The sequence below is a fragment of the Streptomyces sp. NPDC048751 genome, from assembly GCF_043198595.1.
Lineage (GTDB): Bacteria > Actinomycetota > Actinomycetes > Streptomycetales > Streptomycetaceae > Streptomyces.
Window position 1 is genome coordinate 149,643 of record NZ_JBICUX010000010.1, and the last position, 25,689, is coordinate 175,331.

Annotated in this window: 24 protein-coding genes; 5 read left to right on the plus strand and 19 right to left on the minus strand. The window is 71.7% G+C overall.

Annotated features, from left to right (window positions below; translation table 11 throughout):
* Nucleotides 1-17: 17 nt before the first annotated feature.
* Nucleotides 18-968, minus strand: coding sequence for a 2-hydroxyacid dehydrogenase (locus tag ACGFNV_RS30270; protein ID WP_393626635.1), 951 nt, complete (start codon nucleotides 966-968; stop codon nucleotides 18-20).
* A gap of 75 nt (nucleotides 969-1,043) precedes the next feature.
* Between ACGFNV_RS30270 and ACGFNV_RS30275 the strand changes: the two genes are divergently transcribed.
* Nucleotides 1,044-2,042 (plus strand): aldo/keto reductase, encoded by a 999-nt coding sequence (locus ACGFNV_RS30275; protein ID WP_393626636.1) that lies wholly within the window; start codon nucleotides 1,044-1,046, stop codon nucleotides 2,040-2,042.
* A gap of 162 nt (nucleotides 2,043-2,204) precedes the next feature.
* A complete protein-coding gene (locus ACGFNV_RS30280) occupies nucleotides 2,205-3,380 on the plus strand; it encodes a PQQ-dependent sugar dehydrogenase (RefSeq protein ID WP_393626638.1) in 1,176 nt (391 codons plus the stop codon).
* A gap of 34 nt (nucleotides 3,381-3,414) precedes the next feature.
* Here the strand turns inward: ACGFNV_RS30280 and ACGFNV_RS30285 are convergent, their stop codons facing one another.
* From ACGFNV_RS30285 to ACGFNV_RS30315, 7 genes are all read right to left on the minus strand, one after another.
* Complete coding sequence (locus tag ACGFNV_RS30285; protein WP_393626896.1) at nucleotides 3,415-3,615, minus strand: DUF6191 domain-containing protein; 201 nt, start codon at nucleotides 3,613-3,615, stop codon at nucleotides 3,415-3,417.
* Between the two features lie 42 nt (nucleotides 3,616-3,657).
* Nucleotides 3,658-6,693 carry an AAA family ATPase gene (locus ACGFNV_RS30290; RefSeq protein ID WP_393626898.1) on the minus strand — a complete coding sequence of 1,012 codons (3,036 nt, stop codon included), beginning with the start codon at nucleotides 6,691-6,693 and terminating at the stop codon, nucleotides 3,658-3,660.
* 128 nt (nucleotides 6,694-6,821) lie between these two features.
* A complete protein-coding gene (locus tag ACGFNV_RS30295; RefSeq protein WP_393626640.1) occupies nucleotides 6,822-7,007 on the minus strand; it encodes a hypothetical protein in 186 nt (61 codons plus the stop codon).
* A 210-nt stretch (nucleotides 7,008-7,217) separates the two neighbouring features.
* Complete coding sequence (locus ACGFNV_RS30300) at nucleotides 7,218-7,784, minus strand: hypothetical protein (RefSeq protein WP_393626641.1); 567 nt, start codon at nucleotides 7,782-7,784, stop codon at nucleotides 7,218-7,220.
* Nucleotides 7,785-7,819: 35 nt separating this feature from the next.
* Nucleotides 7,820-8,392: a GNAT family N-acetyltransferase gene (locus ACGFNV_RS30305; RefSeq protein WP_393626643.1), complete on the minus strand. Its 573-nt coding sequence runs from the start codon at nucleotides 8,390-8,392 to the stop codon at nucleotides 7,820-7,822.
* On the minus strand, nucleotides 8,370-10,598 hold the full coding sequence (locus ACGFNV_RS30310; RefSeq protein WP_393626645.1) for an MMPL family transporter: 2,229 nt from the start codon (nucleotides 10,596-10,598) through the stop codon (nucleotides 8,370-8,372). The genes ACGFNV_RS30305 and ACGFNV_RS30310 overlap by 23 nt, the downstream gene beginning before the upstream one ends.
* 213 nt (nucleotides 10,599-10,811) lie before the next feature.
* Complete coding sequence (locus tag ACGFNV_RS30315; RefSeq protein WP_133930156.1) at nucleotides 10,812-11,129, minus strand: hypothetical protein; 318 nt, start codon at nucleotides 11,127-11,129, stop codon at nucleotides 10,812-10,814.
* 186 nt (nucleotides 11,130-11,315) lie between these two features.
* Here ACGFNV_RS30315 and ACGFNV_RS30320 point away from each other — a divergent pair, with 186 nt between their 5' ends.
* Nucleotides 11,316-12,137 carry an SAM-dependent methyltransferase gene (locus ACGFNV_RS30320; RefSeq protein WP_393626647.1) on the plus strand — a complete coding sequence of 274 codons (822 nt, stop codon included), beginning with the start codon at nucleotides 11,316-11,318 and terminating at the stop codon, nucleotides 12,135-12,137.
* Between the two features lie 71 nt (nucleotides 12,138-12,208).
* Here the strand turns inward: ACGFNV_RS30320 and gatB are convergent, their stop codons facing one another.
* The 6 genes from gatB to ACGFNV_RS30350 all read right to left on the minus strand — a co-directional run bounded on the left by gatB (nucleotide 12,209) and on the right by ACGFNV_RS30350 (nucleotide 16,745).
* Nucleotides 12,209-13,723: an Asp-tRNA(Asn)/Glu-tRNA(Gln) amidotransferase subunit GatB gene (gene gatB / locus ACGFNV_RS30325; RefSeq protein WP_393626649.1), complete on the minus strand. Its 1,515-nt coding sequence runs from the start codon at nucleotides 13,721-13,723 to the stop codon at nucleotides 12,209-12,211.
* A 15-nt stretch (nucleotides 13,724-13,738) separates the two neighbouring features.
* Nucleotides 13,739-13,978, minus strand: coding sequence for a hypothetical protein (locus ACGFNV_RS30330; RefSeq protein ID WP_389423504.1), 240 nt, complete (start codon nucleotides 13,976-13,978; stop codon nucleotides 13,739-13,741).
* Complete coding sequence (gene gatA, locus ACGFNV_RS30335; RefSeq protein ID WP_393626651.1) at nucleotides 13,975-15,468, minus strand: Asp-tRNA(Asn)/Glu-tRNA(Gln) amidotransferase subunit GatA; 1,494 nt, start codon at nucleotides 15,466-15,468, stop codon at nucleotides 13,975-13,977. Before gatA ends, ACGFNV_RS30330 begins: the two co-directional genes overlap by 4 nt.
* Before the next feature lies 1 nt (nucleotide 15,469).
* The gene (gene gatC / locus ACGFNV_RS30340) at nucleotides 15,470-15,766 is read right to left on the minus strand and encodes an Asp-tRNA(Asn)/Glu-tRNA(Gln) amidotransferase subunit GatC (protein ID WP_018531282.1); all 297 of its coding nucleotides are present in this window, start codon (nucleotides 15,764-15,766) and stop codon (nucleotides 15,470-15,472) included.
* 82 nt (nucleotides 15,767-15,848) lie between these two features.
* Nucleotides 15,849-16,340, minus strand: a complete 492-nt coding sequence (locus tag ACGFNV_RS30345; protein WP_393626653.1) for a cupin domain-containing protein — start codon at nucleotides 16,338-16,340, stop codon at nucleotides 15,849-15,851.
* A 33-nt stretch (nucleotides 16,341-16,373) separates the two neighbouring features.
* Nucleotides 16,374-16,745 (minus strand): DUF4267 domain-containing protein, encoded by a 372-nt coding sequence (locus ACGFNV_RS30350; RefSeq protein WP_393626655.1) that lies wholly within the window; start codon nucleotides 16,743-16,745, stop codon nucleotides 16,374-16,376.
* Between the two features lie 86 nt (nucleotides 16,746-16,831).
* Here ACGFNV_RS30350 and ACGFNV_RS30355 point away from each other — a divergent pair, with 86 nt between their 5' ends.
* Nucleotides 16,832-17,410: a TetR/AcrR family transcriptional regulator gene (locus ACGFNV_RS30355; RefSeq protein ID WP_393626657.1), complete on the plus strand. Its 579-nt coding sequence runs from the start codon at nucleotides 16,832-16,834 to the stop codon at nucleotides 17,408-17,410.
* Between the two features lie 268 nt (nucleotides 17,411-17,678).
* Here ACGFNV_RS30355 and ACGFNV_RS30360 read toward each other — a convergent pair whose 3' ends face one another.
* The 5 genes from ACGFNV_RS30360 to ACGFNV_RS30380 all read right to left on the minus strand — a co-directional run bounded on the left by ACGFNV_RS30360 (nucleotide 17,679) and on the right by ACGFNV_RS30380 (nucleotide 24,803).
* Nucleotides 17,679-19,919: a putative bifunctional diguanylate cyclase/phosphodiesterase gene (locus tag ACGFNV_RS30360; RefSeq protein ID WP_393626659.1), complete on the minus strand. Its 2,241-nt coding sequence runs from the start codon at nucleotides 19,917-19,919 to the stop codon at nucleotides 17,679-17,681.
* Nucleotides 19,920-20,187: 268 nt separating this feature from the next.
* Nucleotides 20,188-22,380 carry an NAD-dependent DNA ligase LigA gene (gene ligA / locus ACGFNV_RS30365; RefSeq protein ID WP_393626660.1) on the minus strand — a complete coding sequence of 731 codons (2,193 nt, stop codon included), beginning with the start codon at nucleotides 22,378-22,380 and terminating at the stop codon, nucleotides 20,188-20,190.
* Nucleotides 22,381-22,395: 15 nt separating this feature from the next.
* Nucleotides 22,396-23,397 (minus strand): methionine synthase, encoded by a 1,002-nt coding sequence (locus ACGFNV_RS30370; protein ID WP_393626662.1) that lies wholly within the window; start codon nucleotides 23,395-23,397, stop codon nucleotides 22,396-22,398.
* Between the two features lie 149 nt (nucleotides 23,398-23,546).
* The gene (locus tag ACGFNV_RS30375) at nucleotides 23,547-24,236 is read right to left on the minus strand and encodes an SDR family oxidoreductase (protein ID WP_393626663.1); all 690 of its coding nucleotides are present in this window, start codon (nucleotides 24,234-24,236) and stop codon (nucleotides 23,547-23,549) included.
* 27 nt (nucleotides 24,237-24,263) lie between these two features.
* Nucleotides 24,264-24,803 (minus strand): TIGR00730 family Rossman fold protein, encoded by a 540-nt coding sequence (locus ACGFNV_RS30380; RefSeq protein WP_393626665.1) that lies wholly within the window; start codon nucleotides 24,801-24,803, stop codon nucleotides 24,264-24,266.
* Nucleotides 24,804-24,884: 81 nt separating this feature from the next.
* Here ACGFNV_RS30380 and ACGFNV_RS30385 point away from each other — a divergent pair, with 81 nt between their 5' ends.
* A complete protein-coding gene (locus tag ACGFNV_RS30385) occupies nucleotides 24,885-25,664 on the plus strand; it encodes an alpha/beta fold hydrolase (RefSeq protein ID WP_393626667.1) in 780 nt (259 codons plus the stop codon).
* Nucleotides 25,665-25,689 lie beyond the last annotated feature (25 nt).

Below are 25,689 nucleotides of genomic sequence, written 5' to 3' on the forward strand. Positions count from 1 at the left end.
AGGGTGCTCGAACCGGGCTAGACGTCTGTGGCGCCCGTCGTAAGGATCACGTTGCCGAGCGGCTCCCGGTTCACGAAACGGTTCAACTGATCCACCAGCAGTCGCTTCGCCCGGGGCAGGAACGCGGACGTCGGGCCGCCGACGTGGGGGCTGATCAGCACACCCGGCGCACGCCACAGGGGATGCGCGAGGGGCAGCGGCTCGGGTTCGGTGACATCGAGGGCGGCGGTGATGCGGCCGCTGTCCAGCTCGGCGAGCAGGGCCTTGGTGTCGACGACGGGGCCGCGGGCCACGTTCACCAGGAGCGCGCCGTCCTTCATCCGGGCGAGGAAGTCGGCGTTGACGAGGCCGCGCGTGCTCTCCGTCAGGGGCGTCGAGAGGATCACCACGTCCGCCTCGGGGAGCAGGGCGGGCAGGTCGGTGAGCGGATGCACCGGCCCGCGCGCCGTGGTGCGCTCGGAGCGCGCAACGCGCGCCACCCGCGCGACCTCGAACGGAACGAGCCGGTCCTCGATCGCCGACCCGATCGATCCGTACCCCACGATGAGCACGTTCTTGTCGGCGAGCGCGGGCCGGAATCCGCCGAGCCACTCGCCCCTGTCCTGCGCCCGCACGAAGTCGGGGATCCCGCGCAGCGAGGCGAGGACGAGGGTCAGCGTGAGCTCGGCGGTGCTCGCCTCGTGCACTCCGCGCGCGTTGCACAGCCGCACCCCGGGAGGCAGGTGCCTCAGGGCGGGCTCGACGTGGTCGATGCCGGCGGAGAGGGTCTGGACGACCTGGACGGAGCTCATCCCGGGCAGCGGGCGTTGTCCGACCTGGGGCGGCTTCATGTACGGGACGACGTAGAAGACGCAGTCGGCCGGGTCGGCGGGGAACTCGGGCTCGCCGTCCCAGAAGCGGTAGGCGAGCCCCTCGGGGAGTCCCTCGATCTCGTCCGGCGGGATGGGCAGCCACACGTCAGCAGTCATGCTCAGGAGGCTATGTCAGGTACGCGCGGGCGCAGAGGTTAGGTTGGGGGCCGGGAAAGGGAGGGTCACGACCAGGTGGAGCGCAGGACGATCGGCGCGGCGGCGCTCGCGGTGGGGGCCGTCGGACTCGGGTGCATGCCGATGAGCTGGGCGTACAACGGGTCGCGGCAGCGGGGCGACGAGTCGCTCAGGGCCGTGCACCGGGCGCTCGATCTGGGCTCGACGCTGCTTGACACGGCCGACATGTACGGCCCCTTCACCAACGAGCTGTTGGTGGGGCGGGCGTTGAAGGAGCGGCGGCAGGACGCCTTCGTGTCGACGAAGGTCGGGCTGCTGGTGGGTGAGCAGCACATCGTGGCCAACGGCCGTCCCGGCTACGTGAGACGGGCCTGCGACGCGTCGCTGCGACGCCTCCAGACGGATGTGATCGACCTCTACCAGCTGCACCGCGCCGACCCCGAGGTCCCGGTCGAGGAGACCTGGGGTGCGATGGCGGACCTCGTGCGGGCCGGCAAGGTACGGGCGTTGGGGCTGTGCGCGGTGGGGGCGCGGGGCGGCCGGCGGTCCGGGGGGCGGCTGCACGACGCGACGATCCGGCAGCTGGAGCGGGTGCAGCAGGTCTTCCCGGTGAGCGCGGTGGAGGCGGAGCTTTCGGTGTGGTCGCCGGAGGCGCTGGACACGCTGCTGCCGTGGTGCGAGACGCGCGGGATCGGCTTCCTGGCGGCGATGCCGCTCGGCAACGGCTTCCTGACCGGCACACTGACCCCCGGCGAGGGTTTCGAACCCGACGACCTGCGCGCCCGCCACCCCCGCTTCACCGCGGAGATGATGGCCGCGAACCAGCCCATCGTCGTCGGCCTGCGCCGCGTCGCCCGCCGCCACGGCGAGGGCGTGACACCGGCCCAGGTGGCGCTGGCGTGGGTGCTGGCCCAGGGGCGGCACGTGGTGCCCGTACCGGGGTCGAAGCAGGAGCGCTGGGTGACGGAGAACGCGGCGGCGGCCGGTCTGCGGCTCACCGAGCTGGACCTGGCGGAGGTGGCGGGGCTGCCCAGGGCGCTGGGGTCGTGGGACTGAGGGGGCGGGTCCGGCGGGTCCCACGGGTCTGGCGGGTCTGGCGGGTCTGGCGGGTCCGACCGAGGCGCGCGTCACCCGTTCTGCTTGCAGTGGCCGTGATCGGGAACCCGGGACGCGCGAGGTGCGTATGACAGGGAGAACCGGCCGTGTCGAAGGGGGACGATGATGGTGCAACGCCGAGCGGTGTCGGCCGTGTTGGCCGCCACCGCGCTCCTGGTGACGGCCGGCTGCTCCTCCGACGACGGTGGGTCGACGGGCGCCGCGGGCGGTGCGACACCGCACACGACCCCGAGTCGCACGGGTTCCCAGTCGCCGTCGCAGACGTCCGAGGAGACCCCGCCCGCGAAGGGCACGGTGAAGGTGGTCCGCACGGTCGCCGGTGACCTCGACTCGCCCTGGGGCCTCGCCCCGCTCCCCGACGGCGGTCTGCTCGTCTCCTCCCGCGACGAGGGCACGATCACCCGGGTCGACGAGCAGACCGGGAAGAAGACCGAGCTCGGCGAGGTGCCCGGGGTGTCGGCGGCGGGCGAGGGCGGCCTGCTGGGCATCGCGCTCTCCCCCGACTACGCCTCGGACCACATGGTCTACGCGTACTTCACCTCGGCCTCGGACAACCGCATCGTCCGCATGCTGTACGACGAGAAGAAGCCCGACGGTGAGCAGCTGGGCGCCCCCGACACGATCTTCAAGGGCATCCCCAAGGGCGTGATCCACAACGGCGGCCGGATCGCCTTCGGCCCGGACCGGATGCTGTACGCCGGCACGGGCGAGAGCGGTGACCGGGGCCTGGCGCAGGACCGGAAGTCCCTGGGCGGCAAGATCCTGCGCCTGAACCCGGAGGGCGAACCCGCCCCCGGCAACCCGTTCCCCGACTCCCCCGTCTACTCCTACGGCCACCGCAACGTACAGGGGTTGGCCTGGGACTCCCGGCAGCGCCTGTTCGCCTCGGAGTTCGGCCAGAACACCTGGGACGAGCTGAACGCGATCAAGCCCGGCGACAACTACGGCTGGCCGCGGGCGGAGGGCGAGTCGAACGACTCCGGGTACGTGAACCCGATAGCCCAGTGGCACACCGACGAGGCCTCCCCCAGCGGCATCGCCTACGCCGAGGGCTCCGTGTGGATGGCGGGCCTGCGCGGGCAGCGCCTGTGGCGCGTCCCCCTGAAGGGCACGGAGGCCTCGGCAGCTCCGCAGGCGTTCCTGAAGGGCGACTACGGCCGCCTGCGTACGGTCGTGTCGGCGGGCGGCGACAAGCTGTGGCTGGTCACGAGCGAGACGGACGGCCGCGGCTCGCCGCGGAGCGGGGACGACAAGATCCTCGAACTGCGGGTGAGCTGAGCCCTCTCCCCCGTCGCCTCCCCCTCCCCGCGTTTCAGTCCTCCCCCTCGACCGTCTTCGCGCCGTCGTCCGTCTCCGCCGGGTGCTCGGGACGGCGTACGACGACCTTTCCCGAGGCGAGGTCTATCGGTCCGCGCCCGGGATCGGCGTCCCCGACGTCCACCCGGGTCAGCTCCAGCCGGTTCTGCTCGTCGCGGGTGTGTTTGCGGCCGGGTGCGAACAGTTCCTCGAACATGTTGAACACGACGCCTCCTGCCGGTTTTCTTCAGCGTACGCCTCAGCCCGTCAGCGATGCCGTGCGAGCGTCGGGCGGGAACAGTCCCAGCCGGTGTGCCACGGCCGCCGCCTCTCCTCGGCCCGAGACGTTGAGCTTGGCCAGGATGTTGGAGACGTGGACGCTGGCCGTCTTGGGGGAGATGAAGAGTTCCTCGGCGATCTGGCGGTTGGTGCGGCCCGCGGAGACCAGGCGCAGGACGTCACGTTCCCGGCCGGTGAGGCCGAGGGCCTCGACGGGGTCGGCCGCCGGGCACGGGGCACGGGTCAGGGACAGGCGGGCCCGCTGGGCGAGGAGCGTGACGGCGTCGGCCAGCGGGCGGGCCCGGAGGTGGTCGGCGACGGCACGGGCGAGGCGCAGCAGCTCCGTGGCGCGGGCGCGCTCGTCGTCGCCGCCGACCGTGAGGAGGGCCTCGGCCAGGCGCAGGCGCAGGCGGGCGAGGTCGTAGGGGCGCTCCAGCAACTCGAAGGCGGTGACCACGTCGGTCCAGGTGTCGGCGGTGTCCCGGTGCTCGGCGCGCAGGAGTTCGGCGCGGACCCACTTCTCGTGGGCGTACCAGACCGGGGCGTTCGTGGTGAGTTTCCTGGCCGTCTCGAAGAGGCGTTCCAGGGCCTCGGTGCGCCCCTGCTGGGCGGCGGGGCTGCGGGCCTCGGCCTCCGCGGTGGCGGCGGCCAGCAGCAGGGGCCAGGCGTAGCGCTGGGTTCCCGGCGGGAGGCCCGGAGCCAGGGCGCGTTCGAGATGGGCCCGGGCGTCCGGGAGGCGGCCCTCGGCGGCGGCGACGCCGACTTCGAGGCGGACCAAGGGCAGTTCGTGCTGAGGTGCGTCCTCGTGGTCACCGAAGTGGGCTCGCGCGGCGGCCAGTTGGTCGGCTGTCTCAGCCAGGTCGCCCCGTACGAGGGCGAGTTCGGCGCGCAGGGTGGCGTGGAAGCCGCGGGTCTTGGCGCTGCGGCCGAGCCGGCGTGCGGTGGCTCCGGCCCGGCCCGCCTCGTCCCAGCGGCCCAGGGAGAAGAGGGACTCGGCGAGGTTGCCCCACATCCATGCCTCGGTGTCGGGCAGCCCGTGCCGCCTGGCGAAGGCGAGGCCCTCCTCCACGATGACAACGGCCTCCCGGGAGCGGCCGACCGCCTCGAGTTCGGCCGGCAGGTTCACGTAGACGTTCAGCGCGACGTGGGGGATGTTCTCCGCGAGCGCCTGCTCCTTGATCTCGCGCAGTTCCCCGAGGCCGTCCTCGATGTGGCCGGCGTCGACCTTGAGGACGCCCAGGACCTGGCGGGCGTCGAGTTCGGTCTCGCGGGCGCCGACCAGGCGGGCGTACTCCACCGCCTGCTCGGCGGCCGCGTAGGCCTCGGGCCCGGGGGCGTGGATCATGGTCCAGCAGGCGACGTGCACGAGCACCTCGGCGTGCACCTCGCTGGGCGGCAGACCGCGCACCAGGTCCTCCGCGGCGGCCAGGTCCTCCCGGCCGTCGCCCCGGGACAGGGCGTGGACCAGGCGGGAGCGTTGCAGCAGGAACCAGGCGGTGCGCAGGGGGTCGTGCTCGTCCTCCAGCAGGTGCAGGGCCCGCTTGGTGATCTTCAAGGCGCGTTCGCGTTCGCCGCAGAGGCGTCCCGCGACGGCGGCCTCGGCCATCAGGTCCAGGTAGCGCAGTGGCGTGGTGGCCGGGTCGCAGCCGCAGGGAGGGTAGAACTCGGCGTGGTCGACGGGGCGCAGGGTGGCCCGTACGGCCTCGGGGGTGGTGTCCCACAGCTCCATCGCACGTTCAAGGAGCCGGAGTTGTTCGGCGTAGGCGTGCCGGCGGCGGGCGGTGACGGAGGCGTCGAGGACGGCGGGGAGGGCCTTGGCCGGGTCGTTGGCCTGGTACCAGTAGCTGGCCAGGCGTGTGACGCGTTCGTCGGCGGGGACGAGCGACGGGTCGGCCTCCAGGGCCTCGGCGTAGCGGCGGTTGAGGCGGGAGCGCTCGCCGGGCAGCAGGTCGTCGCTGACGGCCTCGCGGACCAGGGAGTGGCGGAAGCGGTAGCCGTCACCGCTGGGCGTGGCGAGCAGGAGGTTGGCGTTCACGGCGGCGCGCAGCGCCTCGATGAGATCGTCCTCGGCGAGCCGGGCTACGGCGGCGAGCAGCCGGTACTCGACGGTGGAGCCGCCCTCGGCGACGATCCGGGCGATGCGCTGGGCGGTCTCGGGCAGCCGTTCGACACGGACGAGGAGCAGGTCGCGCAGGGAGGCGGTGAGGCCGGTGCGGCAGCCGTCGGCGGCGGCGGCCACGGCGAGTTCCTCGACGAAGAAGGCGTTGCCGTCGGAGCGGGCGAAGATCTTGTCGACCTGGTCGGGGGCGGGCTCGGTGCCGAGGATGCCGGCGATCTGGCGGCCGACCTCCTCGCGGGTGAGGCGGGCGAGTTCGAGGCGGCGGACGGAGCGCAGCCGGTCGAGTTCGGCGAGCAGGGGGCGCAGGGGGTGGCGGCGGTGGATGTCGTCGGCGCGGTAGGTGGCGAGGACGACGAGGCGGCCGGTGCGCAGGGTGCGATGGAGGTAGGTGAGGAGGTGACGGGTGGAGGTGTCGGCCCAGTGCAGGTCCTCCAGGGCGACGACGACCGTGCGGTCGGCGGCGACGCGTTCCAGCAGGCGGGCGGTGAGTTCGAAGAGGCGGGCGGTGCCCTCCTCGTCGTGCCTGCCCGAGGGGGCTTCGCCGAGTTCGGGCAGCAGCCGGGCGAGTTCCTCCTCCTGGCCCGCCGCGGCGGCGGCCAGGTCGTCCGGAAGTGCCTGGCGCAGGGCGCGCAGGGCGGTGGAGAAGGGGGCGAAGGGCAGCCCGTCGGCGCCGATCTCGACACAGCCGCCGATCGCGACGACGGCGCCCCTGCGGGCGGCCGCCGCCGCGAACTCCTCGACCAGCCGGGTCTTGCCGACCCCCGCCTCCCCGCCGATCACCCATGCCTGCGGCTCGCCCTCGGCGGCCCGGTCGAGCGCCTCGTGCAGCGCGCTCAACTCGTCGGCCCGGCCGACGAACACGGGGCTGACGCATCTGTTCTCCACGGGCTCGAGCATCGCACGCGGGAGCGATGGCACGGGTCCGGTTTTCGGGAGGGAGAGGGAGCGCTCGTCGAGGGAGGAGGTGGTGAGGGGGGTGGCAAGGCGGGTGGCGAGGGAGGGCTCCGGGTCGGCCGTCGCCGGGTTCACGCGACGCGGGCGGGCCAGGGCCGCCACCGGCGGTCGGTATGGGAGTCGTGCTCGGCGGTGCGTCGGGCCGCTTCGCGGCGGGCGGCGCGGCGGCCGCGGGCGGCCTCGCGGACCAGCCGTTCGTGCTCGGCCTGACGCATGAGTTCGGCGAACCGGGCGCGCTGGAGGTCGTGCTCGTACATGGTGTGTCCCTTGAGAGAGGTGGGTTGTGGTGCGTCGCTCGTTGCGATGCCTCAACCTTCGTCTCCCAGGGGGGTCCGCCACATCGGGAGAGTTCCGCATCTTCGGCCGGCGAGGGGGCCTTAGACGCGTGTGAGGGGTCTTAGGCGTGCCGTAGATGTCGTACGGCGAACCTAAGACCCCTCGTGGGCCGCGGTGATGTGGGCCAGTGATCAGCCGGCCGACGGCAGGCCGAGCAGGACGTCCGTGTACTTGAGGACGGCGAGGAACAGGCCGAGGACGCCGAGCGAGACGCCCGCCCAGGCGACCGACTTGATCCACGGGGCCTGCGGGCGGCCCGGGGCGCCGAACGCGGGCCGGGCCAGGACGAAGACGCCGACGACCAGCGCGACCAGGGCGAACACGCCGCCCCACAGCGCGGTGGCCTGCCAGGCGTCGCCGTAGCCTTCCTTGATCATCTTGGCCACGCTGGAGGACTGCGAGTTCTGCAGCTGGCCGATGAGGGACTCCCGCGCGGAGGCCACCGTGCCGACCCAGCTACCGGTCAGGGACACGATGCCCAGCCCGGCGGAGACGACGGCGCCGGCACCCTGGCCGACCCCGGTCGGGCCCTCGTCCTGCGCCGCGCCCTCCGCTGCCGCGAGGTCGGCCGCCTCGATCTCGTCCGTCTCGGTCACCCCGGTCGCCTCGGGGGCGTCGGTGGTCTTGTCGGTGACGACCGCCGTCTCGTCGTCGTGCTTCGCCTCGGCCGTGCCGGCCTCGTCAGTCTTGGTTCCCATGCCTCGCACCGTACGGACGCTCTCTGAGAGGTCTCTTAATGATCGTTGTGTGCGGCACGCGCGCGTGCCTCGCGCCACTCGGGGGCGAGCACCGACCAGATCTCGGTGTTCTGCCGTACGCCTCGGTACGGGTAGTCCTCGCGGAGCACCCCGTCGCGGCTCATGCCGAGCCGTCGCGCCACGCTGATGCTCGCCGTGTTCGCGGACGACGCATGCCACTCCACACGGTGCATGGCGCGTTCGTCAAACGCCCAGTCGATGAGCACGCGCGCGCCGCGCGTGACGAGGCCCCGTCCGGTCGCGGCGGGCTCCAGCCAGCAGCCGATCTCGCAGCTGCCGGTGGCCGCGTCGAAGACACGGAAGAGGAGGCCGCCCACCAGCTTCCCCTCCAGCCACAGCCCGTGCAGGGAGCCGGTGTCGGCGGCGCGCTTGTCGGCGTAGTTCTGCAGGACCGCGCGCGCGGAGGCGACGTCCGTGGCGTGGGCCCCGAAGGGAATGTGCTGGGTGATGAACGCGCGTCCCCGGTCGAGATGGCCGAGGAATTCCTCGGCGTGCCAGGGCTCCAGGGGGCGCAGCTCGGCTCCGTCACCCAGGGATATCGCGTACATCCTGTTGCCGCTCCTTCTCCATGACCTCCACGACGTCCGTGAGCCTCTCATGGGCGGCACGGCTCTCGGGCGGTTCGATGCTGATGCGCGGCATACGGCGGTCCAGCCACCGGGGCAGCCACCAGTTGGCGCCGCCGAGCATGTGCATGAGGGCGGGGACCAGGAGGGTGCGCAGGACGAAGGCGTCCAGGGCGACGGCCGAGGCGAGCGCGATGCCGAACATGGCGATCACGCGATCGCCGCTGAGGACGAAGGCGAGGAACACCGAGATCATGATGACGGCAGCGGAGTTGATCACGCGGCTGGTCTCGGCGAGACCGACCCGCACCGCGCGCCGGTTGTCGCCGGTCTCCAGCCACTCCTCGTACATCCGGCTGACCAGGAAGACCTGGTAGTCCATGGAAAGGCCGAACAGGACCGACACCATGATCACGGGGAGGAAGGGTTCGATGGGCCCCGCGCGGCCGAGGCCGAGGAGTTCGCTGCCCCAGCCCCACTGGAAGACCGCGACCACGATGCCGAAGGCGGCGGCGACGGCGGCGATGTTCATCACGGCGGCCTTCAGCGGGATGCCGAGGGAGCGGAACGCGAGCAGGAGCAGCACGCAGCCGAGCCCGACGACGACCCCGACGAACAGCGGCAGCTTGCCGACGATGACCGCGGCGAAGTCGTCGTAGGAGGCCGTCACACCGCCGACGTGCACATCGAGCGAGGTGCCCGTCTCGGCACGCGGCAGCACCTCGGTGCGCAGTCGGTCCACGAGGTCGCTGGTCTTCTGGGACTGCGGCGCGGACTCCGGGACGATCGTGAAGTACGCGGTGTCGCCGCCGGTGTCGTACGTCACCGGTGTCACCGAGGCGACGCCCTCGGTGGTGCGGATGGTGGCGTCGAGGTTGTCGAGGGCGAGCTTGTCCTCGGCGCCGTCGACAGGGGTGACGAGGGTGAGGGGCCCGTTGACGCCGGGGCCGAAGCCGTCGGCGAGGAGGTCGTAGGCCTGGCGCGTGGTCGACGACCGCGGGTTGTTGCCCTGGTCGGAGCTGCCCAGGCGCAGGGAGAACGTGGGCAGGGCGAGCACGGCGATGACGACGACGGCGACGGCCCCGAGCACCTTGGGGTGGCGCTCCACGAACGCCGACCAGCGGGCGGCGAACCCGGTCGGCAGCTCCGGCTCGGGTCCGTGCTCCTCCAGACGGCGCCGTTCGCGGCGGCTGAGGGCGCGCATGCCGATGAAGGACAGCAGCGCGGGCAACAGGGTCACGGAGGCGCCGACGGTCAGCACCACGGTCAGGGACGCGGCGATCGCGACGCCGTTGAGGAAGTTCAGTCGCAGGATCAGCATGCCCAGGAGGGCTATGCACACCGTCGCACCCGCGAAGACGACCGCGCGTCCGGTGGTGGCGACGGCGTTGGTGACGGCCTCGGCGACCGGCAGCCCCCGTTTCAGTCCGCGTCTGTGCCGGGTGACGATGAACAGCGCGTAGTCGATGCCCACGCCGAGCCCGATGAGCATGCCGAGCATGGGCGCGAAGTCGGCGACGGTCATGGCGTGGCCGAGCAGCACGATCCCGGCGTACGCGGTGCCGACGCTCACCAGGGCGGTCGCGATGGGCAGCAGCGAGGCCGCGAGTGATCCGAAGGCGAGGAACAGCACGACCGCGGCGACGGCCACGCCGACGACCTCGGCGAGGTGCCCGCCGGACGACTCGGTGAGCCCGATCGCGGTGCCGCCCAGCTCGACCTGGAGCCCGTCCGTCTCGGCGGCCTCGGCGGTCGTGACCACGGCCCGCGCCTCGGACCGGTCGATGTCCTGCGCCGGGTCGTCGAAGGTGACGGTGGCGTACGCGGTGTGGCCGTTCTCACTGATCTGCCCGGCGCCCTGGTCGTCGTAGGGGCTGGTCACCGCGGCCACACCGGGCAGGTCGGCGATCTTCTCCAGGGTGTTGGTCATCGTCTGTTCGACGTCGGCGGCACGGACGGTGCCGGACGTGGTGTGCCAGACGACGGTGTCGCTGTCGCCGCCGAGTCCCCGGAAGCCGTCCTCCAGCAGCTGGGTGGCGCGGCCCGACTCGGTGCCGGGGACGTCGTAGTCGTTGGAGTACGCGGAGCCCGTGGCGGTGGCGGCCGCGGCAACCCCGCCGAAGGCGAGGAGCCACAGCAGAACGGCGACGAGGCGGCGTTCGACACACCAGCGTGCAAGGGCTGCCACGGATCGTGCTCCCGGAGTCAAATTGTGGATCTTTGGCCGGGAATCGTCGTCCATGAACTGAACAGCCCGCAAAGAACGCATGAGCAATGCGAAGCCACTCTTGCAGGCAGAAGTGATCGTTTGCGTCGCTCGTGGGGTTATTCACAGGAATGGGAGGCAGATCACAGGACAGTAACGTTCACTCTGTCGCCTCTGTCATCCCCGTCGCCCGCCTCAGTCGAACTGGTCCCCCAGCGCCATCACCATCACCCCGAGGATCAGCAGCCACAGGGCCCGCCGGGTGCGTCCCCGGGACCCGAGGACGGAGGCGAGCGCGCACACGGCGGCACCGACGGCGTAGGCGACCGGGACGAGCGTCGGGGCGGAGCCGGTGAGACGGAGGGCCGAGGCGGCCAGCCCCGCGAGGGCCAGCAGCACCCCGGTCCCGGCCGCCGTCCAGCGGGCACGCCGGGCGTCCTCCGCCGGATCCTCGAGGTCCGGATCCTCCGCAGCCGCCCCGTCGGGTATCTCGGAATCACCGCTTCCACTCATGGCGGGCGAGCGTAGCGCCTCCGGCCGGGAAATCGGATGCGGGGCAGCACGGCGCACTGCTACGGTCCCGCCGTCCGTCGTCTCCGGCTCATCGCCGCCGACCGAAGCAGGTGCATTGTTTGAAGGTCCGACCGAGCTCCTACGCATCTCTTTCCCCTACGAAGGACTCAAGGAGCCCGTTCACCGATGTCCGACACCACGACCGACATCACATCGACGACCTCGAACGACGAACTCACTAGCCGGCTGACCCACCCGCGCTACCCGCGCAGCAGCCGTTACGACGCCCGCTGGACCACCGAGAACCAGATGGGTCCCCACGCGCTGTGGCTGCTGGAGTGGCTGGCCCCCGCCCTCGGCCTCGACGCTCTGCGCCCCGGCGCGCGCGTGCTCGACCTGGGCTGCGGCCGCGCCATGACGTCCGTGTTCCTCGCCAGGGAGTACGACGTCCAGGTCGTCGCCGCCGACCTGTGGGTGAAGCCCGACGAGAACGCGCCGCGCATCGCCGAGGCGGGCGTCGCCGACCGTGTCCTGCCCGTGTTCGCCGAGGCGCACGACCTGCCGTTCGGCGAGGGCACCTTCGACGCGATCGTGAGCATCGACGCGTACCAGTACTTCGGCACCAACGACCTCTACCTGCCCACCCTGACCCGGTTGCTGAAGCCGGGCGGGCGGATCGGGGTCGTGATGCCGGCGCTGCGGGAGGAGCCGGAGGGCGACGAGCCGCCCGCGCACCTGAAGGAGTACTGGAAGCAGGATCCCGGATTCTGGGCGTTCCACTCCCCCGCCTGGTGGCGGCGGCTGTGGACGCGGAGCGGGGCCGTGGAGGTCGAGACGGCCGACTGGCTCGACGACGGCTGGCGCGACTGGCTGCTGTGGAGCGAGGTGTGCGCCGAGGAGAGCTCCAGCGAGTTCATGGCGGAGATGGCCCGCTGGTCGGTCGAGCTGATGCACGCCGACGTGGAGCACCTCCTGGGCTTCGCCCGGGTCGTCGGTCGCCGCGTGTAAGTGCCTGGTGCCGCGTACTGGGGGGATGCATCGGGTTCGATGCATCCCCCCAGGGTTTCACCGCCGAGGGCTCAGCCCTCGCTGACGCCCAGCTTCTCCAGGATCAGTTCCTTGACGCGGGCCGCGTCCGCCTGGCCACGGGTGGCCTTCATGACCGCGCCGACCAGGGCGCCGGCCGCGGCCACCTTGCCACCGCGGATCTTGTCCGCGACGCCCGGGTTGCCGGCGATGGCCTCCTCGACGGCGGCGGTGAGCGCGCCCTCGTCGGAGACGACCTTCAGACCGCGCTTGTCGACGACCTCGTCCGGAGTGCCCTCGCCCGCGAGGACGCCCTCGATGACCTGTCGGGCCAGCTTGTCGTTCAGGTCACCCTTCGAGACGAGCTCCGTGACCCGGGCGACCTGCGCCGGGGTGATCGCCAGCTCGTCCAGGGCCTTGCCCGACTCGTTGGCGGCGCGGGCCAGCTCGCCCATCCACCACTTGCGGGCGGAGGCCGCGTCGGCACCGGCGTCGATCGTGGCGACGATCAGGTCCAGGGCACCGGCGTTGGTGATCGACTGCATGTCGACGGCGCTGATGCCCCACTCCGCGAGCAGCCGGTTGCGGCGGGCCAGCGGCAGCTCCGGCAGCGCGGAACGGATCTCCTCGACCCACTCGCGGGACGGGGCGACCGGGACGAGGTCGGGCTCCGGGAAGTACCGGTAGTCCTCGGCCTCCTCCTTCACGCGGCCCGGGGTCGTCGACCCGGTGTCCTCGTGGAAGTGGCGGGTCTCCTGGACGATCAGGCCACCGCTCTGGAGCACGGCGGCGTGCCGCTGGATCTCGAAGCGGGCCGCGCGCTCCACGGACCGCAGCGAGTTCACGTTCTTCGTCTCGGAACGCGTGCCGAACTTCTCGGCGCCCTTCGGCATCAGCGACAGGTTCACGTCGCAGCGCATCTGGCCCATCTCCATACGGGCCTCGGAGACGCCGAGCGCCTTGATGACCTCGCGCAGCTCACGAACGTAGGCGCGCGCGACCTCGGGGGCGCGCTCGCCGGCGCCGACGATCGGCTTGGTGACGATCTCGATGAGCGGGATGCCGGCGCGGTTGTAGTCCAGCAGGGAGTGGGACGCGCCGTGGATACGGCCGGTGGCGCCGCCGACGTGGGTCGACTTGCCGGTGTCCTCCTCCATGTGGGCGCGCTCGATCTCCACGCGGAAGGTCTCGCCGTCCTCCAGCTGGACGTCGAGGTAGCCGTTGAAGGCGATCGGCTCGTCGTACTGGGAGGTCTGGAAGTTCTTCGGCATGTCCGGATAGAAGTAGTTCTTCCGGGCGAAGCGGCACCACTCGGCGATCTCGCAGTTCAGCGCGAGACCGATCTTGATCGCGGACTCGACGCCGGTCGCGTTGACGACCGGGAGCGCGCCGGGCAGGCCGAGACAGACCGGGCAGGTCTGCGTGTTGGCGTCCTGACCGAGAGCGGTCGAACAGCCGCAGAACATCTTGGTCTTGGTGCCGAGTTCGACATGGACCTCGAGGCCCATGACGGGGTCGTACGACGCCAGCGCGTCCTCGTACGACACCAGGTCGGTCGTGGTGGTCACGGTGTAACTTCCCTCTCAGCCCAGCAGGACGTCGTCGTCGCCCAGCCGCTTCAGCTCGCGGTAGAGGATGGCGAGGCCGGTGACGATCGCGGCGGCGGACACGGTGGCGTCGATCAGGACGAGCGTGTCCTTCTCGGCGCGGGCCTTCTTCAGCCGCTTGGCGACACCCAACGCGCCGAACGCCGTGGCGGCCATGGACAGGTACGTACCGGACTTGGACTTCTTGAAGCCCTTGGCCTTGTTCAGTGCACTCACAGCGACGGAGCCTCCTCGATCAGCGGGTGCCCCCACTTTTCCACGAAGGCGGCCTCGACGGCGGCGCCGACCTTGTAGAGGCGCTCGTCCTTCATCACCGGGGCGATGATCTGCAGGCCGACCGGGAGGTTGTCCTCCGGGGCGAGGCCGCACGGCAGGGACATGGCCGCGTTGCCCGCCAGGTTGGTCGGGATGGTGCACAGGTCGGCGAGGTACATCGCCATCGGGTCGTCGGCGCGCTCGCCGATCGCGAAGGCGGTGGTCGGGGTCGTCGGGGAGACGATCACGTCGACCTGCTCGAACGCCTTGTCGAAGTCCTGCTTGATCAGCGTACGGACCTTCTGGGCGCTGCCGTAGTAGGCGTCGTAGTAGCCGCTGGACAGGGCGTACGTGCCCAGGATGATCCGGCGCTTGACCTCGGGGCCGAAGCCCGCCTCACGGGTGAGGGAGGTGACCTCCTCGGCCGAGTGGTTGCCGTCGTCGCCGGTCCGCAGGCCGTAGCGCAGGCCGTCGAAGCGGGCGAGGTTGGACGAGCACTCGGAGGGGGCGATCAGGTAGTACGCCGACAGGGCCAGGTCGAAGGACGGGCAGTCCAGCTCGACGATCTCGGCGCCGAGCTCCTTCAGCAGGGCGACGGACTCGTCGAAGCGCTGGATGACACCGGCCTGGTAGCCCTCGCCGCGGAACTGCTTGACCACACCGACGCGCATGCCTTCGACGCTGCCGTTGCGGGCGGCCTCGACGACCGGCGGGACCGGGGCGTCGATGGAGGTGGAGTCGAGCGGGTCGTGGCCGGCGATCACCTCGTGCAGGAGGGCCGCGTCCAGGACCGTACGGGCGCAGGGCCCGCCCTGGTCCAGGGAGCTGGAGAAGGCCACCATGCCGAAGCGGGAGACCGCGCCGTACGTCGGCTTGACGCCGACCGTGCCGGTGACGGCGGCCGGCTGGCGGATGGAGCCGCCGGTGTCGGTGCCGATGGCGAGGGGGGCCTGGAAGGAGGCGAGCGCGGCGGACGAGCCGCCGCCGGAGCCGCCGGGGATCTTGGTGAGGTCCCACGGGTTGCCGGTCGGGCCGTAGGCGCTGTTCTCGGTGGAGGACCCCATGGCGAACTCGTCCATGTTGGTCTTGCCGAGGATGACGACGTCGGCGGCCTTGAGACGCTTGGTGAGGGTGGCGTCGTACGGCGGGATCCAGCCCTCGAGGATCTTCGAGCCGACGGTCGTCGGAACGCCCTCGGTGGTGAAGATGTCCTTGAGCGCGAGGGGGACGCCGGCCAGGGGGCCGAGCTTCTCGCCGCGCTCGCGCTTGGCGTCGACGGCGCGGGCCTGAGCGAGGGCGCCCTCGCGGTCGACGTGCAGGAAGGCGTGCACCTTCTCGTCGACGGCCTCGATCCGGGCGAGGTGGGCCTCGGTGACCTCGACCGCGGTGAGCTCGCCGGAAGCGATCTTCGCGGCGGTCTCGGCGGCGGTGAGCTTGATGATCTCGGTCATGTCAGTCCTCCCCCAGGATCTGCGGCACCTTGAAACGCTGCTGCTCCTGGGCGGGGGCGCCGGAGAGCGCCTGCTCGGGGGTGAGCGAGGGACGGACCTCGTCCGCGCGCATGACGTTCGTCAGCGGGAGCGGGTGCGAGGTCGGTGGTACGTCTTGGTCGGCGACCTCGCTGACGCGTGCGACCGCGCCGATGATGTCGTCGAGCTGGCCTGCGAAGTGGTCGAGCTCTTCGGGCTTCAGCTCCAGACGCGCCAGCCGGGCGAGGTGGGCGACCTCCTCGCGCGTGATGCCAGGCATGCAGCGATCCTCTGGGGTGAGTGTGTGGTGTTTGGGCCCAATCCTAGGGTGCGGCGCCCTGTGCCCGTGAAACGGTTTGCCGCTAGCGCCTTCCTTCCCAGGCCGCGCTCTCTAGAAAGTGGTTGTCGTACAGCTCCTGCACGTCGAGGAGGCTCTCCGGGGTGGCCTCGCCCAGAGCGATGCGCTGGAGGTGGCGGAAGTACTCGAAGCGTTCGACGCCGGGTGTGATGACGATGAGGAGGTCGGCGTCGGCCCCGGGGACGGCGGCGAAGGCGTGCGGCTTGCCCGGCGGGACGATGACGAGGTCGCCCGGGCCGGCGGTGACGACGTCCTCGCCGGAGAGGATCTCCGCGGCGCCGTCGAGCAGGAAGAACATCTCGGCGGAGTTGTCGTGCCAGTGCGGCTTGGCGCCGTCGGCGCCCCCTTTGAGGGTGACGCGCTGGGTGGACAGGGCGCCGCCGGTCTGGCTGCTGTCGGCCAGCAGGCGGATGGTGGTGGGCGCGCGGCCGACGACTTCGGCCTCGGCCTCGCGCACGATCACGGACTCGTCGAACTCCGGAACGAACAGCGACATGTCGGAAACCCCCGGTCGATGTGGTTGACGTGGTCAGACGATGAAGAGCAGGGCGGCGCTGATCAGTACGAGGACCGCGGTGGCGAAGTGGATCCCGAACGCCGCGGCCTTCGTGCCGCCGTGCCGCAGGACTATCCGTGTGTCGACGAGCGGCACGAGTGCCACGCAGAGCATGAACCAGGCCTCGGCGCGCGCCCCCACGAAGGCCAGCAGCGCCAGACCCACGATGCCGAACGTGCCGTCCCTGAGGCCCTTGATGGTGAGGTAGGCGCCGGTGTCGCCGGAGGGATTCGCCGGGACGCCGTAACCGGCGGCGGCGGGGGCGGGCTGGAACAGGAACCGGTAGCCGATGAGCAGGCAGAGCAGGTTGAGCACGATGGCCAGGGTGTAGGCGGCGACGGTCATGTCTCTTCTCCTTACTAGCAGCGCTAGGGACAAGAGCGAAGCTATCAGAGCATCGACAGAATGGCTAGTGGCGCTAGAATCCTGGCATGTCGATTCAGAGGCGCCGAGAGCGCGAACGAGCGGAGCGCGAGAAGCTGATCGTCACGGCCGCGCGCGGGTTGGCGGAGGCCGAAGGCTGGGGAGCGGTGACGACCCGCCGCCTCGCGGCGGAGATCGAGTACAGCCAGCCCGTCCTCTACAGCCACTTCAAGGGCAAGGACGCGATCATGGCGGCGGTCGCGGTGGAGGGCTGCGCCGAGCTGGCGGCGGTGCTGCGGGCCGCGCGGCCGGCGGCCGAGGGCGCGCGCGACGGGCTGGCGGCGGTGGGTGAGGCGTACACGGCGTTCGCGCGGCGGCGGCCCGCCCTCTACGACGCGATGTTCACGCACGCCGTGGACCTGCCGTTCGCCACCCCGGAGGCCCCCGCGGCCCTGCGGGACGCCTTCGACGAGCTGGTCGAGGCGGTGGAACCGGCGGTGACCGAGGGCGACGACCCGGGCCTGCTGACGGAAACGTACTGGGCGAGCCTCCACGGCCTGGTCACCCTGACGCACAGCGGCCGCCTGCCGGCGGGCGCGCACAGCAGGCGCCTGGAGCTGCTGATCGGGCACTTCGCGGCGGGGTGAGCCGAGGCGCGGGGGCCACCGACGGGGTGAGCTGAGGCGTGGGGCCCACCGGCGGCTTTGCTGAGGGAGCAGCCGACGCGTGGAGGGCCGCCGGCGGCGGCGGGCGGCTCCACGGGGAACGTCCGCTTGGCCGCCGACGTGGACGGGCTGGCCGGTGGCCCTGCGGGCCATTCGTCGGTGACCGCCGACGTGGACAGTTCAGCCGGTGGCCCTGCGCGCGATTCGTCGGTGACCGACGACGTGACGGGAGGGCCGGTGGCCCTGCGCGCTACTCGTCGGTGGCCGCTGCCGGGAGGGCGGCCGCGGGACGCTGCCAGCCGCGGGAGCCGCGGGCCCGCAGCCAGGCCGTGGTCTCCTCGGGCGGCATCGCGGCCGCGACCAGCCAGCCCTGTACGGCGTCACAGCCGAGGTCGCGCAGCCGCTCCCAGGTCTCGTCGTCCTCGACGCCCTCGGCGACGACGAGCAGGCCGAGCGAATGGGCGAGGTCGACCGTGCAGCGCACGATCTCGGCGTCCTCGGTGTCGACGGCGAGCCGCGCCACGAAGGAGCGGTCGATCTTGAGCTCGCTGACGGGGAGCCGTTTCAGGTGCACGAGGGAGGAGTAGCCGGTACCGAAGTCGTCCAGGGACATCTTCACGCCGTGCCCGGTCAGCCCGTGGAGGGTGTCGGCGGCCCGCTGCGGGTCCTCCAGCAGGACGTGTTCGGTTATCTCCAGTTGGAGCGCTCCCGCGGGGACGCCATGGCGCGCGAGCCGGGCGGCGACGGACCCCGCGAAGCCGGGGGTGTGCACGTCGCGCGGGGAGACGTTGACGGCGACCGGCACAAACAGGCCCTGGGCCCGCCAGGCGGCGACCTGGCCGAGCGCGGTCTCCAGCACGTACTCCGTCAGGTGGGGCATCAGCCCCGAGGACTCGGCGATGGCTATGAACTCGTCCGGCGGCACCTTGCCGCGCTCGGGGTGCACCCAGCGGACCAGGGCCTCCAGGCCGGCCACCTGTCCGTCGAAGCGGACCTTCGGCTGGTAGTGCAGCTGCACCTCGTGGGCGTCGAGGGCGCGGCGCAGATCGCCCAGGAGGCCCAGCCGGTCGGGGGTGTTGGAGTCCCGCTTGGACTCGTAGACCTCCACGCCCGTACGGTCGCGTTTCGCCTGGTACATCGCGACGTCCGCGCGACGCAGCAGGCCCTCGGCGTCGAGGGCGTGGTCGGGGAAGACGGCGACGCCCGCGCTGGCCTCCAGCACGAGCGTGAGGCCGTCGAGGTCCAGCGGGGAGCTGAGGGCCGCGACCAGGCCACGGGCAACGCGGGTCGCGGAGGTGGTGGAGTCCGCGACGGGCAGTAAGACCGCGAACTCGTCGCCCCCGAGCCGCGCCGCCTCCGCCCCGCGCGGGAGGGCGAGCCGCAGCCGGTCGGCTATCTGGAGCAGCAGCCGGTCACCGGCGAGATGACCGAGGGTGTCGTTCACCGAGCGGAAGCGATCGAGGTCGATCAGCATCAGGGCGGCGCGGGCGTCGATGCGTTCGGCGTCGTCGAGGGCGGTCCAGATGCGTTCCAGGAGCCACTGGCGGTTGGGCAGCCCGGTCAGCGGGTCACGCAGTTGTTCCTCGGCGCGGGCCCGGGCTATCCACAGGGTGGAGTCGAGCGCGATGAGCGGGATGGCGAACAGCGGCAGCAGGATCGGCTTGGCGACGGCGACCACGCACACCAGCGGCGCGATACCCAGCAGCGCGACCGCGACCAGGCCCTGCCTGACCAGGGCGGTACGGGCGACCGTGGGCAGACCGGCGCGCGGGGCGTGCAGATACCAGAGCAGGACGCGGGTGACCGCGAGGTAGGTGACCGCGACCAGCGCCAGTTGGGGGCCGGTGTAGAGCGTCCAGCTGTCCGGGGTCCAGGGGGCCTCGACGGACGGTACGGGCCCGAAGGCGCTGAGGACGAGGGCGCCCGCGCCGATGCCGAGGATGTCCACCGCGCCGTGCAGGACGCCCTGGCGCCAGCGGTTGCGCCGGGCTATGCCGACCAGCACGACGACGGTGAGGCTCACCATGCCGGCGGACACCCAGCCGTACAGCAGCAGGACGGCGAGGGTGAGGGCGGCGCCGGAGCCGGTGCCGCCCCACCAGCGGGCGCGGCCCAGCATGACCAGGTGGCCGACGATGATGCCGGTGAGCACGGCCAGCGACCAACCGACGGTGCCGGACGGGAAGAGGGCCTGGCTGCCGGTGAAGCCGCGGTAGAAGCCCGCGCCGAGGACGAACCCGGCCGCCGCGACGACCGCCGCGGGCAACGCGGGCCAGGACAGGTGCCGTTCGTGCTCCGCGTCGTGCAGTCCGGGGGCGGCGGTGAGTCCGGCGTGGCCGGGCCCGGCCACGGGGGTGTACTGTCCGGCCACGCGCCCCTCCGCGCCGGGGCGCTCCGCGGACCGCGTCAGCCACCGGCTCCCCCGCCAGGCGCCGGTGAACCGGCGCCCGTGCAGCCGTGAGCCCGGGGCGGCGCTCTCGGTCGGTTCCATTCCCGTCCCTCTCACAGCCGGCGGTGCCCGCGCCACGCGGCCCGGTGCCCGACATCCGTCAACGGCGCCGCGTCGGAAAGCCCTTACCGTGTCCGTCACGAACACGGAGATGCCCCGACCGCAGCTGGGCACGGCCGGCGCACATCTCAACAGTAGGCCGCGGAAGGCTTCCACGGGCAGCGGTCGTCGACGGTTGCCCGAATGCGCCCCGGCCACCCGTATGCATCTGGTATGCGCCGATCGGGTGGCCTTCAACCGCCCCTTCGCGCTACTCCTGGGCCGGGAGGGCCACTTCGGCCGCCGCCTCCGCTCCCTGTTCCAGCAGGACGTCGAAGCCGTCCTCGTCCAGGACGGGCACCTTGAGCTGCATCGCCTTGTCGTGCTTGGAGCCCGGGTTGTCGCCGACGACGACGAAGGACGTCTTCTTCGAAACCGAGCCGGTCACCTTGGCTCCGCGGCTCTGCAGGGCCTCCTTCGCGCCGTCGCGCGTGAAGCGTTCGAGGGTGCCGGTGACCACGACGGTGAGGCCTTCGAGGGGGCGCGGGCCCTCGTCCTCGCCGGAGCCCTCCTCCTCCATGCGGACGCCGGCCGCCTTCCACTTGCGGAGGATCTCCTGGTGCCACTCCTCGGCGAACCACTCCTTCAGGGAGGCGGCGATGATCGATCCGACGCCGTCGGTGCTCGCCAACTCCTCTTCGGTGGCCTGCTCGATGCGCTCGATCGAGCGGAATTCACGGGCCAGCGCCTCGGCGGCGACCGGTCCGACATGACGGATCGACAGCCCGGTCAGGACACGCGCGAGCGGGCGCTCCTTGGCGGCGGCGATGTTCTCCAGCATGGCGAGCGCGTTTTTCCTGGGCTCCCCCTGCTGGTTGGCGAAGATCGTGACGATCTTCTCCTCGCCGGTCTTCGGGTCGCGCTTGGGCAGGCCGCTGTCCTGGTCGAGGACGTACGCCTTGATGGGCAGCAACTGTTCGATGGTGAGGTCGAACAGGTCGCCCTCGTCGACCAGCGGCGGCTGCTCGGGCTCCAGCGGCTTGGTCAGGGCGGCCGCGGCGACATAGCCGAAGTGCTCGATGTCCAGCGCCTTGCGGCCGGCGAGGTAGAACAGGCGCTCGCGCAACTGGGCGGGACAGGTGCGGGCGTTGGGGCAGCGGAGGTCGACGTCGCCCTCCTTCATGGGCCGCAGCGCCGTACCGCACTCGGGGCACTCGGCCGGCATCACGAACTCGCGCTCGCTGCCGTCACGCAGGTCGACGACCGGGCCGAGGATCTCCGGGATGACGTCACCGGCCTTGCGCAGCACGACCGTGTCGCCGATGAGGACGCCCTTGAGCTTGACCACGTCCTGGTTGTGCAGCGTCGCGAACTCGACCTCCGAGCCCGCGACGGTGACCGGCTCGACCTGTGCGTACGGCGTCACCCGGCCCGTACGGCCCACGCCCACACGGATGTTGATGAGCTTGGTGTTGACCTCCTCCGGCGCGTACTTGTACGCGATCGCCCAGCGCGGGGCGCGGGCGGTGGAGCCGAGGCGGCCCTGCAGCCGGATCTCGTCGAGCTTGACGACGACGCCGTCGATCTCGTGCTCCACGGAGTGGCGGTTCTCGCCGTAGTGCGCGATGAACTCCCGTACGCCGTCGAGGTCGTCGACGACCTTGTTGTGCCGGGAGGTGGGCAGGCCCCAGGTCTTGAGGAGGTCGTAGGCCTCGGAGAGGCGGGTGAGGCCGTCGAAGCCCTTGAGGGCGCCGATGCCGTGGACGACCATGTGGAGGGGGCGGGTGGCGGTGACGCGCGGGTCCTTCTGGCGGAGGGAACCGGCGGCGGCGTTGCGCGGGTTGGCGAAGGGCTTGTCCCCGGCCTCGACCAGGCGGGCGTTGAGCTCCTCGAACTTCTCCATCGGGAAGTAGACCTCACCGCGGATCTCGACGAGGTCCGGGACGCGGTCGCCCTTCAGACGGTCGGGGATCTCGGCGATGGTCCGGACGTTGGGCGTGATGTCCTCGCCGGTGCGGCCGTCGCCGCGGGTGGCCGCGCGGGTGAGTCGGCCGTGTTCGTAGGTGAGGTTGACGGCCAGGCCGTCGACCTTGAGCTCGCAGAGGAAGTGGTGGTCGGAGGTGCCGACTTCCTTGGCGACCCGTTCGGCCCAGGCGGCGAGCTCCTCGGCGTCGAACGCGTTGTCGAGCGACAGCATGCGTTCGCGGTGCTGGACGGCCGTGAACTCCGTCTCGTACGCCCCGGCGACCTTCTGGGTCGGGGAGTCCGGGGTGCGCAGTTCGGCGTACTCCTCCTCCAGTGCCTCCAGGGTGCGCAGGAGTTTGTCGAACTCCGCGTCGCTGATGACGGGAGCGTCCTTCACGTAGTACCGGAAGCGGTGCTCCTCGATCTGCTCAGCGAGCTGCGCGTGCTTGTCGCGTGCCTCCGCGGGCACCGTCGTCTCCGCTTGCTTGTCGCCGGCCACCGTGTTGTCCTCCCGTTACTCTGGGTTGTCCGCGAGGGATCTCGCCGCCCGGACGCAGTGGGCGAGCGCCCTGCGCGCGTACTCGGGGGAGGCTCCCGCGAGTCCGCACGCCGGAGTGACGGTGACCGCCTCCGTGAGAAGTCCCGGTTGCAGCCCCAGCCTGCGCCACAGCGTTCTGACACCCATGACGCTACCGGCAGGGTCTGACAATGGGCCGTCCGTGGTCGGCACGACACCGGCGAAGAGGCGGGTCCCTGCTTCGACGGCCTCCCCGATCGCGTCGTCGTCACGCTCGGTGAGCAGCGAGAAGTCGAAGGAGATCGCCGCGGCGCCCGCCCTGCGCAGCAGGGCGAAGGGGACGTCCGGCGCGCACGAGTGGACGACGACGGCGCCGGTGTCGTGGACCCCGACGACGTCGCGGAGCGTGGCCTCGACGAGCTGGCGGTCGACGGCGCGGTGGGTGCGGTAGCCGCTGGCGGTCTTCACATGTCCGGTCAGCACGGCGACGAGGGAGGGCTCGTCGAGCTGGAGGACGATGCGGGCGCCGGGGATGCGGCGCCGCACCTCGGCGAGGTGCAGGCGCAGTCCCTCGATGAGGGAGGCGGCGAGGTCGCGGCAGGCTCCGGGGTCGGAGAGGGCGGCCTCGCCGTTCTTCAGCTCGAGGTGCGCGGCGAGCGTCCAGGGCCCCACGGCCTGCACCTTCAGCGGGCCCTCGTAGTCCTGCGTGAACTCCTCCAGCGCGTCGAGGTCCTCACCCAGCCAGGAACGCGCCCGCTTGGTGTCCCGGCCCGGACGGTCACCGATACGCCATCCGCTGGGCTCCACGCGCGCGTACAGCTCTACGAGCATCCCCGCGGTGCGGCCGATCATGTCGGCGCCGGGGCCTCTGGCCGGGAGCTCTGGGAGGAAGGGGAAGTCCTCGAAGCTTCCGGTGGCCGTCCTGGCGGCTTCCCGGGCGTCGGTGCCGGGGAGGGAGCCGATGCCGGTGGCGGGGCCGAAGCGAAAGTTGTCGTTCACGGGTGGAAGCCTACGTAGGTCGTGGGGTGGACGGTGTTGGTGCGGGCCCGCCAGGGGGCTCCGCCCCCTGGACCCCCGATCGGCCTGAACGGCCTCGTCCTCGAATGCCGGACGGGCTGAGAACAGCTGGGCTGTGCCTCACGGGTGCGTCAGCGGCCCGGGCGGACCGTCAGGTCGTTGATCTCCGCGTCCCTCGGGAGGTCCAGCGCCGTGAGGATCGTCGTGGCGACGGACTCGGGGTCGATCCACTTCGCGGGGTCGTAGTCCTTGCCCTCCTGCTGGTGGACCTTCGCCTGCATGGGGCTGGCCGTGCGGCCGGGGTAGACGGTCGTGACGCGGACGCCGTTCGCGTGCTCCTCGTGGCGCAGGGAGTCGGCCAGGGCCTTCAGGCCGTGCTTGGAGGCCGCGTAGGCGGACCAGCCGGCACTGGCGTTCAGACCCGCGCCGGAGTTGACGAAGACCACGTGGCCGCGGGCCGCGCGGAGTTGGGGCAGGAAGTGGCGGGTCAGCTCGGCCGGCGCGATGAGGTTGACGTTGAGCTGGTGGCGCCAGGTCTTGGGGGTCAGGTCGCCGACGGGGCCGAGGTCGACGACTCCGGCGATGTGCAGCAGGGAGTCCACGCGGTCGGGGAGCGTCTGGTGCGAGAACGCCCAGGACAGCTTGTCGGGGTCCGCCAGGTCGCCCACGAGCGTCTTCGCGCCGGGGAACTCCGCCGCCAGCTCCTTCGCGCGGCCCGCGTCGCGCACGTGGAGCACGAGGTCGTCCCCGCGCGCGTGCAGACGGCGGGCGACGGCCGCGCCGATGCCGGAACCCGCTCCGGTGATCACATGAGTAGCCATGCCCGCCATGCTCGCATCACCGCGGGCCTACACGATGCCCTGGCTCTCCTCCAGGTAGGCCAGCGCGCCCACCGGCTCCTGCGCGAAGAACAGCAGGTCGGTGAGGGGACGGGGCAGGAACCCCTCGTCCTCCATGCGCCGGAACTGCTCCTTGAGCCCGTCGTAGAAGCCCGCGGTGTTCAACAGCACGACCGGCTTGTCGGTGTGGCCGTGCTTCTTCAGTTCCAGGATCTCGGTGGCCTCGTCCAACGTGCCGGTCCCGCCGACCATGATGACGACCGCGTCCGACTTCTCCAGGAGCAGCCTCTTGCGCTCGGCGAGGTCGCGCGCGACGACCATCTCGTCCACCCCGGCCCGCGCCTTGGCCGCGAGGAAGTCCACCGACACCCCGCACAGCCGGCCACCGGCCTTTTCCACGCCGTCGGCGACCACCTTCATCAGGCCCACGTCGGAACCACCCCAGACGAGCGTGTGACCGCCCTTGCCGAGCAGTTCCGCGAACTCGCGCGCGGGGCGGGTGTAACGGTCGTCGAGGTCGGCGGCGGACAGGAAAACACAGATACGCATGCCGCCACCGTACGCGTCCGCCTGTGAAGGGAAAGTGTCGTAGACCGATGAGGCGCACGCCGTGCGGCAGTCTGGACAGACATGGACAAGAAGATGATTTCCCGTGACGGCACCGAACTCGCCTACGCGCGCGCCGGGAAGGGGCCCGCGGTCATCCTGGTGAGCGGGGCGATGTCGACGGGCGGCACGGTGGCGCCCCTGGCCGGGCTCCTCACGGACCGCTTCACCGCCCTGTGGTACGACCGCCGGGGCCGGGGCGAGAGCGGGGACACGGCGCCCTACTCGGTGGAGCGGGAGGTGGAGGACCTCGCCGCGCTCATCGACGTGGTGGGCGGGGAGGCGGCGCTGTACGGCATCTCGTCGGGCGGCGCGCTGGTGCTCGAGGCGGCGGCCCGGGGGCTGCCCGTGCGCCGGGTGGCCGTGTACGAGACGCCGTTCGCGCTCGACGCGGAGGGCGCGAAGGAACGCGCCGAGTACACCGCGAACCTCACCGAGGCGCTCGCTCAGGGGCGGCGCGGGGACGCGGTCGCGCTGTTCCTGCGGCTGACGGGACTGGCCGAGGAGATGATCGAGGGGGCACGTCGGTCGCCGATGTGGGCCGCGATGGAGGCGATCGCACCGACTCTCGCGTACGACGACGCCGTCATGGGCGACGGCCTCCTCCCCCGCGACCGCCTGGCCTCGCTCGACGTGCCCGTGCTGGCCGTCGCGGGCGGGGAGAGCCCCGACTGGCTGCAACAGGCCACCCGCGCGGTCGCCGACGCGGCTCCCGAGGGCACGTACCGCGTCCTGGAGGGCCAGACCCACATGGTGGACCCGAACGCGCTCGCACCGGTGCTCACGGAGTTCCTCGCGCCCTAGTGCTGTGACCGGAAAGGTTCACCGG